This window comes from Kiloniella sp. (assembly GCF_048270245.1).
Classification (GTDB): Bacteria; Pseudomonadota; Alphaproteobacteria; order Kiloniellales; family Kiloniellaceae; genus Kiloniella.
The window spans coordinates 169,056-186,485 of sequence record NZ_JBLWTH010000006.1 but is presented as its reverse complement, the minus strand read 5'-3'; the positions used below and the strand labels follow the sequence as shown (position 1 = coordinate 186,485).

Sequence of the window (17,430 nt, the reverse complement as noted above, 5' to 3'; positions counted from 1 at the left end):
AAATACCTTCACTTGCCTCGACTTACAGGAGCTCTTATATGAAAAGGTATATATTTGTGCCTTTTGAGAGTCCCATGCTATTCACACGCCCAACAACGCCCCTTAGTTCAGGGGAATTCATCTCCCTTATGGCTTTTTTAATGTCACTGGTTGCCTTGTCAATTGATGCCGTTATGCCTGCCCTTCCTTTGTTAGGGCAACAACTAGCCGTGACAAACCCAAACGATGTACAACTCGTCATCGGAATCATTTTTTTTGGATTAGCCACCGGACAAATTTTCTTTGGTCCTTGGTCAGATAGTATTGGGCGGAAGCCGGTTATCTATTGTGGTTTAACCATCTTTATCATCGGTTCCATCATATCAGCAACAGCCAGCGACTTTAATATTATGCTTCTGGGACGTTTACTTCAGGGCATCGGAGCTTCTGGTCCAAGGACAATTTCTGTTGCCCTAGTCCGTGACCAATTCGAAGGCCGCGCCATGGCGCGTATTATGTCCTTTATTATGGCCGTTTTCATTATAGTACCGACAATTGCCCCGGCCCTGGGCCTTTCGATTATGATGCTCTTTGACTGGCAGGCTATTTTCTATAGCTTCTTTCTACTCGCGAGCATTGTCCTTGTCTGGTTTGCAGGCAGACAACCGGAAACACTGTCAAAAGCAAGTCGAATTTCCTTGAGCTTCGGGCACTTCTGGAATGGCTTAAAAACGATCCTTACCAACAAACAGTCCCTAGGCTATACTCTTGCTGCCGGCATTATTTTTGGGGCCTTTATTGGTTATCTCACCAGTGCTCAACAGATCTTTCAGGATATATACGGCATAACAGAGCTCTTCCCGATCTACTTTGCGATCTTGTCCCTTTCTATCGGCGCAGCTTCACTGACCAATGCCAATCTTGTCATGAAATTTGGTATGAGAAAGTTGTCAAAAATTGCCCTGATCACCATGACCATTCTTGCCATACTTTTTCTGGTGCCGGCAAACCTAGCCTCAGGACAACCACACCTTTGGTCATTTATGGTCTATATGATGTTGAGTTTCTTTTGTATCGGCATTCTATTCGGGAATTTCAATACCCTTGCCATGGAACCTCTTGGCAAGCTTGCTGGCCTTGGCTCCGCCGTTGTTGGATCCTTCACAACATATATCTGCATGGCAATCGGTATCACCATCGGCCAAAGCTACGACACCACGATTTTGCCTCTGGTTTATTCCTTTGCCATCCTCGGCCTTATTTCGCTAGGTATCATGCTTTGGATAGAAAGACAGTCAGAAACGCAACTTACATAACAACTTTAAAAAACGAAAGCAGCGCACAAAAATCGTGTGCGCTGCTTTCCAGTTCTCTAACCAGATAAAATTTTAATCAGGCTTAATCGCGTAACGACCACTACCAGAAAAAAGAAGCGCCAAGGCCGAGATCAGGAAGAACCCCTGTAATTCTAACTGCCAACCACCTTGATTGTTCAAGAGCATGAGTTGGTGACTGTGAACAAGCACCAGCGCAAAAATCATATTAACAGCGACCAAAAAAGATCCTAGTCGTGAATAAAATCCCCCGATAATCATCAGCGGTGCAATCACCTCACCAACAAACACACCATAAGCCATAAACTCAGGTAATCCCAAAGAGGCTAACTTACCGCCAATAAATTGAATTGATCCCGGATTTCCCAGCTTGTGAATACCATGCAAGATCATCATTCCACCAAGACCAAGGCGAAGAAGAAATAATCCCAGCGATGTGTTATGAAAAAGGCCCATCTATCTATCCCCCTAGCGTCTTCACGCTACCAGAGCATTTTTATCAAGGGCAGAAAAAGCGCTCTTCGTATCTGTTGTTTCGTCTTGCTTTGTCCCTTGATCTGTTCCCATCAAAAGAAAAAACTTTCGAACATGATGACACAACGAAAAAAGAAGGTCCATCTTTTCAATGGCTTCCACAAATCACCTGTCGGGGGAAACAAAACAGGCCCCACCATTTTCATGATCGGGCCTGAAATATTTTTGCTAAAGTTGTTTATCCGTAATTAGTCACGAACCACCAGAACAGAGCACTTTGCGTGACGAACGACCCGCGCCGCATTTGGTCCCAGCAGATAATCTTCCATCCGTGGGCGATGTGCCCCCATGATAATCACGTCAGTATTTATCTTTTCCGAAATGCGTAGAATTTCTTCATAGGCATTTCCGTGTCCGATAATGTGTTGAACCTTGATACCATCAGGGATGTTTTCATCGACAAACTTATGCAAAGCTTTGTTTGCCCCTTCCATCATCTGCTCTTCATGATCCTTCGGAAAGAAAGAGCTCACAATGCTGCTACCAAAGTTAGGGACAACCGTCATAATATGAAGTGTTGACCCAAAAGCCTTGGCATATTCAACACTGGTCGGCAGTGCCTTGCCCCAGCTATCTTTCTGATCAAGATCGACTGCCAATAGGATATGTTTAAACATTATTTTTCTCCACTAAGCAGTTGCAGTTTGCGCAAGAAGATCACGACGGCGACGTTGCAGCATAATGATTAAGCCAAGCAGCAAGAAAGCAGGTATATAGAAAAGCTCTTTTGCTGGACGTTCGATCGGCACACCAACTGATGTGATAACCTGATCGAAATCGAAACCCGCTTTTTCGGCTGCACTATCAAACCCAACGCCATCAACGATGACTTTACCTTCGTCTTCAAGCAACTCGAGACCATACGATTCGACACGCTCTTCTCCGGTAGCTTCATCTCCGACTTTAACAAGCATCGTTAAAGTAATAGCATCACCAACATCATCTGTACCATCAATCAACAATCGAAGTTCATCACCAGGATTAACATCTGCCATTGCCTGAACCAACTGGTCACCACCTCTTTCTTCATATGGTGCGACAACATAATCCAGCCAAAAACCGGGACGGAATAATGTGAATGCAATCAAAAGAAGTGCCGCCGATTCCCAGATCTTCGACTTTGCAAAAAAGTACCCTTGTGACCCCGCCGTAAATATCAACATCGCCGCGGTTGCTATTATAAAGATAAGGACCCCTTCTAATAGAGATACATCAATAAGCAGCAAGTCAGTGTTAAAAATAAACAGGAACGGCAACAGAGCTGTTCGCAAGGAGTAGAAGAAAGCAACAAACCCTGTCCGGATAGGATCGCCACCAGATACCGCCGCGGCAGCAAAGGAAGCAAGTCCAACCGGGGGCGTCACATCCGCCATAATTCCGAAATAGAACACAAACAAATGCACGGCAATAAGCGGTACGATCAGTCCGTTTTGCTGACCAAGAGCCACGATCACAGGTGCCAGAAGTGACGAAACAACAATATAGTTTGCTGTTGTTGGCAAGCCCATCCCAAGGATCAGGCTTAAAATAGCCGTCCAGAAAAGAATAAGCATAATATGACCAAGTGAGAGGAACTCAACCAAAGCAGCTAGCTTACCGCCGACACCAGTTTGATCTACCGCCCCAACAATGATACCGGCAGCAGCTGTTGCAATGCCGATACCGATCATGTTGCGTCCACCGGCGATCATCCCTTCAACGAGTTCTTCAAGCCCTCGTTTGAACGTACCGTTCTTTGCTTCGTTCCGGAACATTGCAAAAAGAAAGCGCTGCGTCAGAAGTATAAACAGCATTAATGCGGTGGCCCAGAAGGCAGACAAGCTTGGTGAAAGCCGCTCAACCATCAAACACCAGATTAAAACGACAACGGGTAAAAGGAAGTGCAGTCCAGATTTTAACGTTGGGCCGACTTCTGGTAACTTCGCAATGGGTTGGTTTGGATCATCAATCTCCAAATCTGGATACTGAGAGCTATACTTTGCCAAGAAAAGATAGGCAACAAGAACCAAAGCCCCAACAACCCAAGGTGTAAGCTCTTTACCAGCCGTATCTTGAATAAAATTGATCAGGAAGAACAGACCAAAAGAGACGATAACTGCATTACCCAACACAACAGCGCCAGTAGAAATCGTTCTTGCATAGGTACTCACACTAGTCTTGCTTTTCACCATTTTAATTATACCAAACTGTATAACTAAAATAACCAAAACCGCGATTAATCTTTCCGATGTTCCCTGTAAGAACTGATAAGCTTCAGAAGCATATGTTAGCCCTCCGGCCAATGCAAAAATGCCTGATAAAGAGATCAACCAAGACAAGACAACATCACGCGCAGTTTTAACTTCACCAGCACGGGTTAGACCCTTCATGTGCAATTTTTGTGCTTCAAGGTGCACAATATACACAAGCGCAATATATGAAATTATCGCTGGCAAGAAGGCGTGTTTAACAACCTCGAAGTATGGAATATTTACATACTCCACCATCAAGAACGCCGCAGCGCCCATAACCGGCGGCATGATCTGCCCATTCACAGAAGATGCGACCTCAACGGCCCCTGCTTTTTCTGAATTAAATCCGACACGTTTCATCATCGGAATCGTGAAAGTACCCGTCGTCACCACATTTGCGATGGATGATCCAGAAATAAGGCCTGTCATGCCAGATGCAACAACCGCAGCCTTTGCAGGTCCACCACTAAAGTGCCCCATTAATGAGAAAGCAACCTTGATAAAATAATTACCAGCACCTGCGCGATCAAGTAAGGCGCCAAAAAGAACAAAGAGGAAAACCAGATCCGTCGATACACCTAATGCAATACCAAAAACGCCATTGGTTGATGTCCATTGCTGGTCAACTGTTCCGCCAAAGGATGATCCTTTCCAAGCGATTAAATCAGGGGCATAGGGGCCGAAAAATGTGTAGCCAAGAAAAACCATTGCCACCACCATCAACGGGGGCCCAAGGGCTCTACGCGTCGCTTCGAGGAGCAAAGCCATACCGATAATTGCCACAACGATATCGACATCATTCGGATTACCAGAACGATCAGATAATCTTGAGCCAGAGATCGCTTTTATTAAGGCTGTATCTGCGAGGAAAAGATAGAAGGCACACAAGCTACCGATAATGGCAAAGGCCCAATCCCCAAGCGGTATCCTCCGCCGTGGAGAGCTTTTAAAAGCGGGGTAAGCCAAAAATGCAAGAAATATAGCAAACGCCAAATGTATTGGTCGCGCTTCACGGCCGGAAAAAGCACCCCACCCAATTGTATATGGTAATGGGGACGCGATCCAAACTTGGAAAATTGACCATATTAGTGCTGTTGCAGCAAGTAATGTGATTATCTTTTGATTAGATGGGACACGTCCACCCGTATCCGTAGAAGCGACAAGGTCTTGTAGTTCCTCGTCACTTAATTTTGCACTTTCAGAATTTTCTGATGCCATACCCCATATCCCTGTTATCTGCGCCCGATGCTGATCACACGGTACCCTTGGTAATTTTATTTGATTGTTATTCGTGTAATCCAAAATACAGTATTATGCAGACTGGAAACATCACACGAACATTTAAAAGGCAACCGTTACACAATTATAGAAAAGGCGGGAAAGTAAAACCTTCCCGCCTTATTTAAGGACGACTGATTACATCCAGCCACGTTCTTTGTAATAGCGAACAGCGCCATCATGCAGAGGTGCAGACAGATTTTTAGAGATCATGTCTTCTTCTTTCAGGTTCTCAAATGCCGGGTGCATTTTTTTGAAACGCTTGAAGTTATCGAAAACAGCTTTCACCATTTGATAAACTACTTCATCGTCTACTGCTGTAGAACTGATAAATGTTGCACCAACACCAAAGGTTGTCGTGTCATCATCAGAACCATTATACATGCCACCAGGAATAGTGGTCATAGCGTAATAATCATTATCAGCAGCAAGCTTCTGAATTACGTCGTTATCAACATTGATAAGCTTCGAATCACAAGATGTTGTGGCTTCTTTAATCGTGCCTGATGGGTGACCAACTGTGAACACAATGGCATCAACTTTACCATCGCAAAGAGCAGCGGCTTGCTCTGAAGATTTCAGCTCGGACGCAAGAGCGAAATCACTCATTGCCCAACCCATTTCCCCCATCACAACTTCCATCGTTGCGCGTGCACCGGAACCCGGGTTACCCACGTTCACTTTTTTACCTTTTAGATCTTCAAAGGTTTTGATTCCGGAATCAGCACGTGCAACCACGGTAAATGGCTCTGGATGAGCAGAGAATACTGCACGAAGCTCTTTGTAAGCACCATCTGGGAATTTATCTGGCGCAGTGCCATTATAACCATGGTACTGCCAATCAGATTGAGCAACACCCATATCCAGATCACCAGCACGCATGCCATTAATATTAGCAACAGAACCGCCAGTTTTATGTGTACAGTTGATCTCGTGATCTTTCGTACCTTTATTTACCAAACGGCAAATAGCGCCACCAACAGCGTAATAAACGCCTGTCTGGCCACCTGTACCGATCACAACGTGATTTGTGTCAGCAAAAGCTGCGGACGTCATCAGTGCCGCACCTGCTACTGCTGTCATTGCCATTTTTTTTACAAACATGCCTACTCCTTGGTTTCATGCTTTTAGTAACTTATCTATCCTGCAAGATATCAACTTTTTCAGCTGTTTTATCCTACAGACATATTCATGTGCCGAACCACAAACGAATACGATTAACTATCAAATTAATGACAATTAAATTTTCTAACCATTGGGTCTTTGTCACAAATTCCCAACACTCCCTCGATGCAAAAGCACCGTAGAATTCTTTATATTCTGACAGGTAAATAATTATTTTTTGGCAGTAGTGTCCTAAAACAAAACAGTTCAGAACGCTACAAAAAGTATCTAGGATCCGTTGTTACCTTTTCGAATCTACTTTCGTTTCATGTGCTTAGCTTACGTCAAACCAATCACTAAAGAAATAGCCAATTCATTTTTCCCTGTCTGATTGAACTACTTTATGAGTTCTTTACCGCTGACATGGTTGCGTATGTAATATTTACAGTCAACAGATAACATTTGTTCTTTTTTTAACCTCAACACCACGAATCTTCAAAAAATCTAGAGCTACCCATCCTTTGAGAATGGCGCAGTTCAAGACTTCCAGAAGACATTTGTTTCTTTTCGGTATTCGTTAAAACTCTGGATTCTTTGCTTTGTATCCGGCGCGCCTTTTTCTATCAACGTTGTCATAAGCCACTCAGCCAAAGCAAAAAAGCCGACAAAACTGTCAAAGCCAACAAAATTTTTATAATTCCGAGGCGTCGTAATTGGTGAGATTAGGGTTACATCGGGCTTGAGAGGGAGGGAATTGGCCGTACTGTCAGACATCAAGATCAACTTGGATCCTCTTGATTTAGCAATCTTACACGCCTCGATCGTTTCTCTCGAGAAGGGTGAAATTGAAACCGCGAGCACCACATCTTCAGCCTCAACCGTCAGGATTTCATCCACAGGTGAATTGGCATGTCCCGGCGTTACAATTAAATTAGGTAATGCCATTCGACCGACATAATAGAGGTAGTGTATCAAGGTGTAAGGTGCGCGTGTCCCCATCAGATATACGTTTCTTGCGCTCAAGATCATATCCGCGGCCTGCTCAATATCCTCGGCCTCATTATGACGCAAAGCTTCCGTAACATTACCAATCACACTGGTAACTGTATCCGCTCGGACCCGTTCGATCCCGCCACGATCATAAAGCTCATTCACCCATTGTGTCGTGTTTGAATTTGATGCACTGGCTGTTAAAGCTGCCCTGAATGGCTCTCTTAACTGGTTATAACTTTCAAAACCCAACTTTTGTGCCAAGCGAACCAAGGTATTCGTACTTACACTTGTGGCTTCAGCACAATCACGAATTGATTTCATGCCAAACTTGGCAGGATTATCAATGATAAACATAGCAACTCGGCGTAAACTACGAGGATAAGCGTTCAATTCTTTTGTCAGACGCTCAACAATGCGGGCTTTATCTACCTGACTCATTTTTATCCTCTATCAACGCACCCAAAACATAACAAATGTTATTATATTTCGCTTATTGACACAAACGGTATTTTAACGAACTCTATTTGTCATGTTTTACATTTAGCAAACGCTTTACTTCGCTTTTGAGCTTCCCGGAGAAATAAACATGGGGCACGTATTTCCACGCCACACCAAAACCAAACTGCCTACGGCTGTTGCAGGTGAAGGCTGTTACGTCATTGATCAAAACGGCAAGCGTTATTTTGATGGTTCTGGTGGCGCAGCAGTTTCCTGCCTGGGGCATTCAGACCATACAGTTCAAGAGGCAATAAAAAAACAAACTGACCAACTAGCTTTTGCCCATTCCGGCTTTTTCACGACAGAACCAGCAGAACAACTGGCCGACCTACTTATAGAAAATGCGCCGGAAGGACTGGATCGTGTCTATTATGTTTCCGGGGGCTCAGAAGCCGTTGAGGCCGCACTAAAGCTCGCGAGACAATACCATCTGGAACGCGGAGATAATGACAAATCCCACGTCATCGCCCGCTGGCAAAGCTATCATGGCAATACCATTGGGGCCCTTTCCGCAGGGGGCAACAAGTGGCGACGAGAACCCTTCATGCCCATGCTTGTTCCTATGTCGCATATTGATCCATGTTACCCCTATCGCGACCAACAAGAAGGCGAGAGCGACGAAGCATATGGGTTACGCGCCGCAAACCGATTAGAGGCTGAGATCCTTAAAATTGGACCAGAGAAAGTTTCGGCCTTTATTTGCGAGCCCGTTGTCGGAGCGACAATGGGGGCGGTTGCCGCAGCCCCCGGATACTTAAAACGCATACGCGAAATCTGCGACCAATACGGCGTACTGCTAATTCTCGACGAAGTCATGTGCGGCATGGGACGTACAGGCACCCTCTTTGCCTGCGAGCACGACGGTGTTACTCCAGACATTCTCTGTATCGCAAAGGGGCTGGGTGCGGGCTACCAACCTATCGGTGCCATGTTATGTACCAGGAAAGTCTATAGCGCTATCGAAAATGGTTCCGGTTTTTTCCAACACGGTCATACTTATCAGGGACACCCGACCGCCTGCGCCGCCGGATACGCTGTTATCTCAACAATGTTAGAACGTAACCTTATCGACAACGTTAATAAGCGTTCAGAACAGCTTATGCAGGCTCTATCAGACAAATTTGGGCAACACCCATTTGTCGGCGACATCAGAGGTCGCGGTCTATTCATTGCACTGGAACTGGTAAAGGACAGAGAAACAAAAACACCTTTTGATCCAAGCCTAACCGTTCACGCAAAGATCAAAAAGACGGCCTTTGAAAACGGTCTGATCTGTTATCCTATGCCCGGAACCATTGATGGTAAGAACGGCGACCATGTGCTGCTCGCACCGCCCTTTATTATAGAAGAGCAGCATATTGAAGAAATTGTCGAGAAACTGTCCACCAGCTTTTCATCCGTCTTTGATTCACTGGAAAACTGAAAATGACCCCAACCATTCTGATGGCAGCCCCGAATGGCGCCAGAAAAACCAGGTCAGATCATCCGAACTTGCCTGTGACAGTACCTCAAATCATTGAAGAGGCTGTCGCTTGCCAAAAAGTAGGCGCAGCGATGGTTCACCTTCATGTCAGAGACCAGGATCAGCAACATGTTCTTGATTCCGGCCTTTACACAGACGTTCTCTCCGGCATTAAAGAGGCCATCGGCCGTGATCTCTTGGTTCAGATAACGACAGAGGCCGTTGGAAGATTCAACCAACAAGAACAAATTTCTTGCGTTAAGAACGTCCAGCCCGAAGCCGTCAGTGTTGCCTTAAGAGAAATGATGCCCGAAGGTGGAGAGATAAAGGGATCTGAATTCTACCACTGGGCGCAAGATGCCTCTGTTCACGTCCAACACATTCTCTACGATGCTGAAGATTTCAAACGCTTCCTGCTTTTGATCCAAAAAGGCTCGATACCAGTAAATCAACCATCCCTTCTTTTTGTTCTGGGTCGCTATGCTTCAGACAACCTAGGAAAAATTGAAGAGCTGGACCTCTTCTTAAAGATTAAACAAGATCCAAAAACCATTGACCTTGGGCCGTGGTTTGTATGCGCCTTTGGTCACAGCGAAGCCCAATGCGTGTCCGAGGCCATCAAACAAGGCGGTCATGCCCGCGTTGGTTTTGAAAACAATTCCCACCTTAGCTCCGGCAAAGAAGCAATATCGACAGCAGAGATAATAGAACAAACTCGCGACAATGCCCTAGCAATGGGTAAAACAATCGCGACGGCGCAGGAGGCACGAGAACTTCTCGGTATCATCTGAACGAAAACACCAACTATCCAGGACAAGCTATATCCGGATAGTTGGTGTGAACTTCAAAATTTAGAGAACTTTTACTGCAACAGAAGCTATCGCATCTCTCGCAGCTTCAATAATAATATCGGCTTCATCCTTCGTCATGCAAAGTGGTGGCGCAAACCCAAGAATATCACCTTGCGGCATCGCCCGACCAATTACCTTACTCCGCTCGAGCAGAGCAGTGGCAATTTGCGGTCCAACTTTATCCGCTGCATCAAAGAAAATACGATCATCTCGGTCTTTAACAAATTCAATAGCCGATAGGATACCTTCGCCTCGGACATCGCCAACAATAGAAATGTCAGACAGCGCACTCTTTAGACCTTCGTTGAAATAGGCCCCCATTTCGCGTGCGTTACTAACCAAATTCATTTCATCAATCAGCTTCAGGTTTGCAACACCCGCAGCAGCACCAATCGGATGTGCCGAATAGGTCCAACCGTGACCGATCGGCCCTAGTTTATCCGTCCCTTCTTCGAGAACTTTCCAGACTTTGTCAGATACAATTGAACCTGACAAAGGCGCATACGCTGATGTTAAGCCTTTCGCGATCGTGATAATATCTGGCTCGATATCATAGTGATCAGATCCAAACATTGATCCTAGACGACCAAAGCCAGTTACAACCTCATCCGCGATCAACAGAATATCGTGTTTCTTCAAAACTGCCTGAATAGCTTTCCAGTACCCGGCTGGTGGCGGCACAATGCCTCCAGTACCCAAAACAGGCTCACCAATGAAGGCCGCAATGGTATCCGCCCCTTCTCGGGCGATAAGCTCTTCCAGACTATCGACACATTGCTGCACAAACTCGGCTTCTGTCTGATCCACGTTCTCACGACGGAAGTAATAAGGCGCATCAGTGTGTACGACTTGCGACAATGGCAGATCAAATTTGTTATGGAATAACTCAAGGCCTGTCAAAGAACCCGTCATCAAGCCAGAACCATGATAGCCGCGCCATCTTGAAATAATTTTCTTTTTCTTCGGGCGGTCCAACACATTATTATAATACCAAACCAGTTTGATATTGGTTTCGTTTGCATCAGAGCCAGATAACCCAAAATATACTTTGGACATATTGGCAGGTGCCCGGTCCAAAATCATTTTGGCCAATGTAATAGACGCTTCGGTCCCATGACCAACATAGGAATGATAATAGGCAAGTTCTTTGGCCTGTGCCGCAATTGCATCCGCAACTTCCTGACGCCCATAGCCAATATTCACACAGTAAAGTCCCGCAAAGGCATCCAGCGTTTTGTTGCCATCACGGTCTTCAATATAAAGACCTTCACCACCAGAAATCACCCGGTTTTGAAGATCTCCACGGGCAAATTGTGCGAGATGTGTTGAAGGGTGGAAAAAATTATCGCGATCCCACTCAGCCAATTGATCATTTCTAAGCATATTACTTTCCTTAAACTTTCTGCCCCAAACGTTCAGGGCTTAAACATATTGGCCATTGATTACAGCCGTACATTCCTGTTGTCGTTACGCATAGTTGCGACAGACATATTTAATTTCTGTGAAAGCTTCCAGACCCTGCCGAGCACCTTCACGGCCCAGACCTGACTGCTTCATTCCCCCAAACGGAATAGGTGCCCCCGTTACCTTTGTTCTGTTGATCGCAACCATGCCGTACTGCAAATCTCGGCTCGCCCGATAAATCTTTTTGGGGTCCTGACAATGAACATAAGCGACCAAACCGTATTCTGATTCATTAGCCCGGGCGATAATATCGTCGTCGGCATCAAATGCGGTCAAACAGGCAACAGGGCCAAACGTCTCCTCGCGATTAGCCAAAGCACCGGCAGGAACATTCCCCAACACGGTCGGTTGATAGAACAATGACCCAAGAGGATCCCGTTTCCCACCACACAAGAGACTTGCGCCCTTTGCCAAAGCGTCTGCGACATGGGCCTCTTGTTTTAAGACAGCGTTTTCGTTCATAAGCGGCCCAATATCCGGATCATCCAATCCGCGCCCAAGGCTTAATGTCTTGACCTCTGCAACAAATTTCTGGGTAAACTCTTCATACACGCTCTGCTCAATAAAGAAGCGGTTAGCAGCCAAACAGTCCTGCCCTGATGTCGCAAATTTTGCTGATATCGCGGATTTCACCGCATGATCGATATCGGCATCCCCATAAACGATAAACGGTGCATGTCCTCCCAACTCTAGGACCAATTGCTTAATTGTTGGCGCGGATTGCTGATAGATCAGACGGCCAATTTCGGTCGACCCGGTAAAGGAAACAACCTGCACACGACCATCCGAAGTCCATTGCGGGACAATTTCGCCCGGTTCCCCGGTCACAATATTAAAGACGCCAGCGGGGATCCCTGCGCGTTCAGCAAGCTCGGCCAACGCAGTCGCAGAGAAAGGGGTTTCCTTTGACGGATGAATAACGCAGGTACATCCGGCGGCCAATGCTGCGGATGCCTTACGTGTAATCATGGCACAGGGAAAATTCCAAGGCGTTATCAAAGCGGCAATTCCCGCAGGTTCACGCCAGACTTCAACTTCCCCACCATACATATGAGACGTTACATTCTCAATATTCGGGCGCTTGGCTTCCTCGGCATAGAACTCAATAAAATCTGCGGCGTAGTCAATTTCTCCACGCGCTTCAGATATTGGCTTTCCTTGCTCAACGGTCATAATCAACGCAAGGTCTTCGCGGTTTTCATGCAACAGTTCAAACCAGCGCCGTAAAATTATTGACCTTTCTTGTGGTAATAAAGCTGCCCAATCTCGAAAAGCTTTTTGCGCAGCATCAACAGCAGCCAAGCTTTCATTTGCACTCATTTTGGGAACAGTACCAATTATTTCCTGATTGGCGGGATCTTTAACAACAAGACTCTCCCCGGAAGACGTATCGGACCACTGACCGTCTATATAGCTAAACTGCTTAAATAGCCGTGGATCACGAAGAGAAGATAGGGATACGGATCTGTTTTTCTCACTATCCGTTCCTGTTTCTTTATATGCTTGATTACTCATTCTAGAGACCACCTATTTAACTGCGTTTAATATCACAGCCTAATAATGTCGGATCTCAGGCAAAAAGTGTCTCTAAAGAACAAAGGAAAAGAAGAAGAGCTTTCGTCTATAACTCATAAATCAGACGTTTCGTCTATGAGGATGTCGCTTTCTCTTGCACCAAGAGGTCGATTGGTAAGGCATTAGTTTGTTTTACAGGTTTTGTCACAACATAGGTAAAATATCGTTTTAACCCAACTTCGGCAGCCAACAACCTGTCAACAAAACGCTGATACCCATCCACATCTTTGACCACAACTTTCAAAATATAGTCGAGCCCCCCACCAACAGCCCAACATTCCTGTATTTCAGGATAGTCCTGTACAGCTTTTTCGAAGAGCTCAAAATCTTCAGTTAGATGGCTTCCAAGTTCGGCTTCCATAAACACAAACGATAACGGAGCAAAGAACTTCACAGATAATCGTGCTTCGTATGAATCAATAATACCGGCTTTTTCCAGGCGTTGTAATCGTCCCCAGCAAGGGGTTGGGGACAGATTAACCCGTTCGGCAAGAGCCGCTTTTGTTATGCGTCCTTCGGTTTGCAATATCTTTAGTATTGCAATATCGCGATCATCTAAACGAAGGCCAGCAGCGTGCATCAGTAACCTAACTTTCTTTTCTTGTTATAATTGGCTTCTCTTATTGAGACTGGTGTTTCGCCAGATCATGCAAGAAAGTAAGACAGCGCTCAAGCTCTGAAATTTCGATAAACTCATCCGCCTTATGTGCCTGATCAATTGATCCCGGCCCAAAAACGACTGTCGACAACCCAACACGTTCAAAGTATCCAGCATCAGTTCCAAAAGAAACAACGTTTTGTACGTTGCTTCCGGTCAAAGTCCTGATTAGCTGAACCGCTGGGGAATCATCACAAGCGTCCAAGCTGGGAACATCGGCATCAAGTATTGTTTCGATATTGGCATCGGGAGAAATTTTTCTCATCTCAGGCAACAATACATGATCAGAGAAATCGAGAATTTCCTGGAAAATAGCCTGTCCATTATCATCCGGGATCGGCCTGATTTCCCAAATCATTTCACAACGTCCCGCCGTAATGTTACTTGCCGCCCCCCCATCTATACGTCCAACATTACAAGTTGTATAGGGTGGGTCAAAGGGGGAACCGATTTTAGGTGCCGCAGCAAGACGTGCGCCGACCTCTAGGATTTTCCCAATAAAACGCGATGCGAATTCAATTGCATTCACGCCCTTTTCCGGTTGAGAAGAATGAACCTCAAACCCTGTAAAACGGGTTGTTATTTCCATTCCTGCTTTATGACCAGTTACAAGGCTCATGCTTGTTGGCTCCCCAACAATCACAACATCAGGCTTAAAATTCTTTGTGACAATATCATCTGCCAAAATCGGTGCGCCGAACCCACCAATTTCTTCGTCGTAACAGAATGACACATGAATCGGACGCTGTAGATTTTGAGCCTGGAAGACAGGTACCATAGCCAGAGAACAGGCCAGAAACCCTTTCATGTCAACTGCACCGCGTCCATACAGGCGATTATTTCGCTCGGTAAGAACAAAGGGATCGATTGTCCATGTCTGGCCTTTAACCGGCACAACATCAGTATGCCCATTCAACACAACGCCCCCCGTTACCTCGGGGCCGATGGTGGCATAGAGATTGGCTTTCTGCTTTGTCTCGTCATAAGACAGAGACGATGAAACACCGTGTTCTTTCAAATATTCTTCGATATAGCCAATCATGTCCAGATTGGACTGCCCCGACAGACTTTGAAAAGAAACCAGCTTACTCAAGATTTCTTTGGTTGAGGCCAGCAGTTCCGTCATGAAATTACAGCCAACTCACGTGGTACGGAAGACAATAGCTCTGGACCGTTCTCTCCAATTGCAATCGTCTCTGTAATCTCAAGGCCCCAATCATCCGACCAAAGCCCTGGCATAAAGTGAAATGTCATCCCCTTTTGCAAGATGGTCTTATCTCCCTTACGCAAGCTCATGGTATGCTCACCCCAATCAGGTGGATAAGCAAGTCCAGTAGAATAGCCCGTCCGACTGTCTTTAATAATGCCATGCTTTTCCAATACGGCGAAGAAGGCAATTGCTATATCTTCGCAGAGATTACCTGCCTTAGCCTTTTCCAGCCCTGCGGCCAAACCCTCCAAAACAGCTTTTTCACTGTCCAGGATGTCTTGACCAGGTTTTCCCAAAAAAACCGTTCGTGACAAAGGACAGTGATAGCGTCTGTAAACACCCGCAATTTCAAAGAAAGTACCCTCGCCCGATTTCATGGGCTTATCATTCCAGGTCAAATGAGAGGCAGAGGCATCCAGCCCCGAAGGAAGCAGCGGTACAATAGCAGGATAATCACCACCGTATTCAGGAACACCGCACAACGACGCATCATAAATGGCGGCTACCAGTTCGTGTTTACGTAATCCTGGACGGATCGTTTCTCTGATTCGCTGGTGCATAACCTCTACAATTTTGCCAGCTTTACGCATGTAAGATAACTCTTGTTCCGATTTCACCGATCGTTGCCAGTGGACAAGGTTTTTACAATCCTTAAAGTCGGCATTTGGCAAATTGCGCACTAAGGAAGCAAAAGCTGCAGCCGTGAAATAATAATTATCCATCTCTACGCCGATAGAAAAGCTACCAAAACCTTTGCTACCAAGGATTTGGGCTAAATAATCCATCGGATGCCGATCTTCGGCTTGGACATAATAATCTGGATATTCAATGATATTATCATCTGAAAGATACGTGGTGCGCTTTGCCCCATTCATATCAATGCCCCGGCCGTACCACATCGGCTCGCCAGCAAGTGTTATGATGACACATTGATGCACATAAAAAGACCAACCATCATACCCCGTCAGCCAGGCCATATTCGCAGGATCTGTAATGATCAAACATTCTAACTCAGCGGCTTGCATCGCTATACGCGTTTTTAATAGACGATCTGCATATTCTGCTCGGGAAAAATTCAGCTCGACTGCATCAGGAGACATCACCATCTCAACACCTGCCATAAAAGGGTAAACTACAGAAAAGAGTGCTGTAAATTTTTCAGTAAATCACGAAAAAAATTACGGACTATATTTACACAAAACCCCAAGATATTTCATCTAAAGAGAAGTGCAAAAAGAGAAAAGTCTTCGTAAAAATAGCTAAAATCAGTTCAAATTCTAAACCGCCGGCCTAAATTGCAAGAACAACTTTACCTGTCGTGTCTCTATTCTGCAAAGCCCGCATAGCATCTGGAAGCTGTGCAAAATTAAAGCGCCTATCAACCAAGGGCTTCAAAAGACCTTTCTCTAGCATAACAAACATCTTGCTCATCATTTCTTTGATTAAGTCTGCATCATGATCATGGTGCCAATAGACCCCTTTTGCAGATGCCCTTTTCAGCATTAATCTGTTGGCAGGAATTTCCGTAATGGTTCCCGAAGCAAAGCCAACAACAAGAATGACACCATTACGAGCAAGGCACCGTAAGCTCTTAAGCCCGATTTCTCCCCCGACAGGGTCATAAATCACATCAGTACCAAGCCCATCCGTTGCATCCTTGACCATCTGAACCCAGTTCTCATCAGTATAATTGATACAGATATCTGCACCATGTTCCCGGGCGATATCCAGTTTGTGCGAGCTACTGGCAGTTGCGATGACTCGCGCCCCGATGGCCTTGGCAATCTCCACAGCCGCAAGACCGACCCCGCCAGCCGCAGCATGAATCAGCACGGTTTGGTCCGCTTGTAATTTCGTACTGTCAAAAAAAGCAATCATAGACGTGGTGTATGTAACAGGTAAGGCCGCAGCTAGTTCAAATGAGATATTTTTTGGTATCAGAAATGCTGAACCGCAGGGGACCAAAGCCTGCTCGGCGAATCCACCCCATGGAATTTTACTCGCAACTCGATCACCAACTTTCCAGCGACTTCCTTGCGGTACAGAAAGAACCGTCCCCGCAATCTCCTGCCCCGGCGTAAAGGGACGCGGTGGCCGAACCTGATAGCGATCTTCTGACATAAGCAGATCGGAAAAATTAAGGGCAGCGGCCTTAACATCAACGACAAGATGTTGGTCACTGGCAGACCCTAAATCAAGGTCAACAAATTCAAGACCATCCACACCAAGAACTTTTGATGAACGCCACCCTTGCATAAT

Annotated in this window: 14 protein-coding genes; 3 read left to right on the top strand and 11 right to left on the bottom strand. The window is 45.7% G+C overall.

The window, feature by feature from the left end:
• Positions 1–38: 38 nt before the first annotated feature.
• Complete coding sequence (locus ACN0W5_RS14950) at positions 39–1,295, top strand: multidrug effflux MFS transporter (protein WP_417454889.1); 1,257 nt, start codon at positions 39–41, stop codon at positions 1,293–1,295.
• Positions 1,296–1,367: 72 nt separating this feature from the next.
• On the opposite strand, the gene ACN0W5_RS14945 is transcribed toward ACN0W5_RS14950, so the two are convergent.
• From ACN0W5_RS14945 to ACN0W5_RS14925, 5 genes are all read right to left on the bottom strand, one after another.
• The gene (locus ACN0W5_RS14945; RefSeq protein ID WP_417454888.1) at positions 1,368–1,769 is read right to left on the bottom strand and encodes a DoxX family protein; all 402 of its coding nucleotides are present in this window, start codon (positions 1,767–1,769) and stop codon (positions 1,368–1,370) included.
• A 266-nt stretch (positions 1,770–2,035) separates the two neighbouring features.
• Positions 2,036–2,464, bottom strand: coding sequence for a universal stress protein (locus ACN0W5_RS14940; protein WP_299381085.1), 429 nt, complete (start codon positions 2,462–2,464; stop codon positions 2,036–2,038).
• A 12-nt stretch (positions 2,465–2,476) separates the two neighbouring features.
• Positions 2,477–5,296 (bottom strand): TRAP transporter permease, encoded by a 2,820-nt coding sequence (locus tag ACN0W5_RS14935; protein ID WP_417454887.1) that lies wholly within the window; start codon positions 5,294–5,296, stop codon positions 2,477–2,479.
• Between the two features lie 198 nt (positions 5,297–5,494).
• Positions 5,495–6,460: a TAXI family TRAP transporter solute-binding subunit gene (locus ACN0W5_RS14930; protein ID WP_417454886.1), complete on the bottom strand. Its 966-nt coding sequence runs from the start codon at positions 6,458–6,460 to the stop codon at positions 5,495–5,497.
• A 537-nt stretch (positions 6,461–6,997) separates the two neighbouring features.
• Positions 6,998–7,891 (bottom strand): MurR/RpiR family transcriptional regulator, encoded by an 894-nt coding sequence (locus ACN0W5_RS14925; RefSeq protein WP_417454885.1) that lies wholly within the window; start codon positions 7,889–7,891, stop codon positions 6,998–7,000.
• Positions 7,892–8,039: 148 nt separating this feature from the next.
• Between ACN0W5_RS14925 and ACN0W5_RS14920 the strand changes: the two genes are divergently transcribed.
• Together ACN0W5_RS14920 and ACN0W5_RS14915 are read left to right on the top strand one after the other, a co-directional pair.
• Entirely contained in the window at positions 8,040–9,374 is a 1,335-nt protein-coding gene (locus ACN0W5_RS14920; RefSeq protein ID WP_417454884.1) for an aspartate aminotransferase family protein, read from the top strand.
• A gap of 2 nt (positions 9,375–9,376) precedes the next feature.
• Positions 9,377–10,204, top strand: coding sequence for a 3-keto-5-aminohexanoate cleavage protein (locus ACN0W5_RS14915; RefSeq protein ID WP_417454883.1), 828 nt, complete (start codon positions 9,377–9,379; stop codon positions 10,202–10,204).
• A 60-nt stretch (positions 10,205–10,264) separates the two neighbouring features.
• Here ACN0W5_RS14915 and ACN0W5_RS14910 read toward each other — a convergent pair whose 3' ends face one another.
• The 6 genes from ACN0W5_RS14910 to ACN0W5_RS14885 all read right to left on the bottom strand — a co-directional run bounded on the left by ACN0W5_RS14910 (position 10,265) and on the right by ACN0W5_RS14885 (position 17,427).
• A complete protein-coding gene (locus tag ACN0W5_RS14910) occupies positions 10,265–11,647 on the bottom strand; it encodes an aspartate aminotransferase family protein (protein WP_417454882.1) in 1,383 nt (460 codons plus the stop codon).
• A gap of 84 nt (positions 11,648–11,731) precedes the next feature.
• On the bottom strand, positions 11,732–13,243 hold the full coding sequence (locus ACN0W5_RS14905; RefSeq protein ID WP_417454881.1) for an NAD-dependent succinate-semialdehyde dehydrogenase: 1,512 nt from the start codon (positions 13,241–13,243) through the stop codon (positions 11,732–11,734).
• Between the two features lie 133 nt (positions 13,244–13,376).
• Complete coding sequence (locus ACN0W5_RS14900) at positions 13,377–13,883, bottom strand: Lrp/AsnC family transcriptional regulator (RefSeq protein WP_299373051.1); 507 nt, start codon at positions 13,881–13,883, stop codon at positions 13,377–13,379.
• A 40-nt stretch (positions 13,884–13,923) separates the two neighbouring features.
• Positions 13,924–15,087 carry an acetylornithine deacetylase gene (gene argE / locus ACN0W5_RS14895; protein WP_417454880.1) on the bottom strand — a complete coding sequence of 388 codons (1,164 nt, stop codon included), beginning with the start codon at positions 15,085–15,087 and terminating at the stop codon, positions 13,924–13,926.
• Complete coding sequence (doeA, locus tag ACN0W5_RS14890) at positions 15,084–16,271, bottom strand: ectoine hydrolase DoeA (protein WP_417454879.1); 1,188 nt, start codon at positions 16,269–16,271, stop codon at positions 15,084–15,086. Before doeA ends, argE begins: the two co-directional genes overlap by 4 nt.
• A 190-nt stretch (positions 16,272–16,461) precedes the next feature.
• Positions 16,462–17,427 (bottom strand): NADPH:quinone oxidoreductase family protein, encoded by a 966-nt coding sequence (locus ACN0W5_RS14885; RefSeq protein ID WP_417454878.1) that lies wholly within the window; start codon positions 17,425–17,427, stop codon positions 16,462–16,464.
• Between the last annotated feature and the right edge of the window lie 3 nt (positions 17,428–17,430).

Coding starts and splice junctions, on each gene's coding strand:
- ACN0W5_RS14905 (WP_417454881.1), bottom strand. CDS start 13,243: ATGAGTAATCAAGCATATAAAGAAACAGGAACGGATAGTGAGAAAAAC.
- argE (WP_417454880.1), bottom strand. CDS start 15,087: ATGACGGAACTGCTGGCCTCAACCAAAGAAATCTTGAGTAAGCTGGTT.
- doeA (WP_417454879.1), bottom strand. CDS start 16,271: ATGTCTCCTGATGCAGTCGAGCTGAATTTTTCCCGAGCAGAATATGCA.
- ACN0W5_RS14945 (WP_417454888.1), bottom strand. CDS start 1,769: ATGGGCCTTTTTCATAACACATCGCTGGGATTATTTCTTCTTCGCCTT.
- ACN0W5_RS14930 (WP_417454886.1), bottom strand. CDS start 6,460: ATGTTTGTAAAAAAAATGGCAATGACAGCAGTAGCAGGTGCGGCACTG.
- ACN0W5_RS14925 (WP_417454885.1), bottom strand. CDS start 7,891: ATGAGTCAGGTAGATAAAGCCCGCATTGTTGAGCGTCTGACAAAAGAA.
- ACN0W5_RS14915 (WP_417454883.1), top strand. CDS start 9,377: ATGACCCCAACCATTCTGATGGCAGCCCCGAATGGCGCCAGAAAAACC.
- ACN0W5_RS14935 (WP_417454887.1), bottom strand. CDS start 5,296: ATGGCATCAGAAAATTCTGAAAGTGCAAAATTAAGTGACGAGGAACTA.
- ACN0W5_RS14950 (WP_417454889.1), top strand. CDS start 39: ATGAAAAGGTATATATTTGTGCCTTTTGAGAGTCCCATGCTATTCACA.
- ACN0W5_RS14885 (WP_417454878.1), bottom strand. CDS start 17,427: ATGCAAGGGTGGCGTTCATCAAAAGTTCTTGGTGTGGATGGTCTTGAA.
- ACN0W5_RS14940 (WP_299381085.1), bottom strand. CDS start 2,464: ATGTTTAAACATATCCTATTGGCAGTCGATCTTGATCAGAAAGATAGC.
- ACN0W5_RS14900 (WP_299373051.1), bottom strand. CDS start 13,883: ATGCACGCTGCTGGCCTTCGTTTAGATGATCGCGATATTGCAATACTA.
- ACN0W5_RS14920 (WP_417454884.1), top strand. CDS start 8,040: ATGGGGCACGTATTTCCACGCCACACCAAAACCAAACTGCCTACGGCT.
- ACN0W5_RS14910 (WP_417454882.1), bottom strand. CDS start 11,647: ATGCTTAGAAATGATCAATTGGCTGAGTGGGATCGCGATAATTTTTTC.